This window comes from Modicisalibacter coralii, assembly GCF_004117855.1.
GTDB lineage: Bacteria > Pseudomonadota > Gammaproteobacteria > Pseudomonadales > Halomonadaceae > Modicisalibacter > Modicisalibacter coralii.
The window spans coordinates 1-672 of the sequence record NZ_QWBW01000067.1; the positions used below are offsets into that span (position 1 = coordinate 1).

General features: G+C 65.0%; 1 protein-coding gene. It reads right to left on the minus strand.

From position 1 onward, the window contains the following. Window positions 1–416: SDR family NAD(P)-dependent oxidoreductase (locus tag D0901_RS20800; protein WP_129142189.1), on the minus strand; the 416-nt coding region annotated here is incomplete at its 3' end. Window positions 417–672 lie beyond the last annotated feature (256 nt).

Consider the following 672-nt stretch of genomic DNA (forward strand, 5'->3'; position numbering starts at 1 on the left):
GTCGAGTCGACGATGTTGACGATCGCCCCCGCCTCCACGGCGAGTGAAAAGCGCTTGCCGAGCAGAAACGGCGCGAACAGGTTGACCGAGAACTGTTCCTCGAGCGTTTCGCGGCTCGTTTCGCGCAGCTCGCCGGGCGCATAGGCCGAGGCACTGTTGACCAGCAATGCCAGGCCCGGGAAGCGTTCGACGACACGCGGAATCAGCGCCTCGACATCATCGCCGTGAAAGTCGCAGGTAAAGCACTCGCACGCGCCCCCGGCCTGGCGGATGGCCTCGGCGGCGCCACTCGCGTCGGTCGCTTCTTCGCCAGTCATCTCGCCGCTCGCGGCTACGCTATCGCCCTGCACTACAACCGTTCCCGTGACGAGGCGGAGCGCGCCGCCGGTGACCAGAGCGGCCGGACGAGCGGTCATGAAGGGCTCCTGAGCGAAGGACACAAAAGGCCCGCCGGGGCGGCGAGCCCGGTTTCATTCAGGATTCAACATACTAGGTTTTCTACGAAAAGTCGGCGAGCGCAGGCAATTTTCGTACAAAGCCAAAGCCGGTTTCAACGTGGCAAGCCCTGCGCCAGCATCTGCCCCAGGGCCAGGGGGCTGGGCATCAACGGCGGCACCACGACGCCCTCGAAATCGATGGAGTGGCAACGCGGACACGGCGGCGAGGTAACGG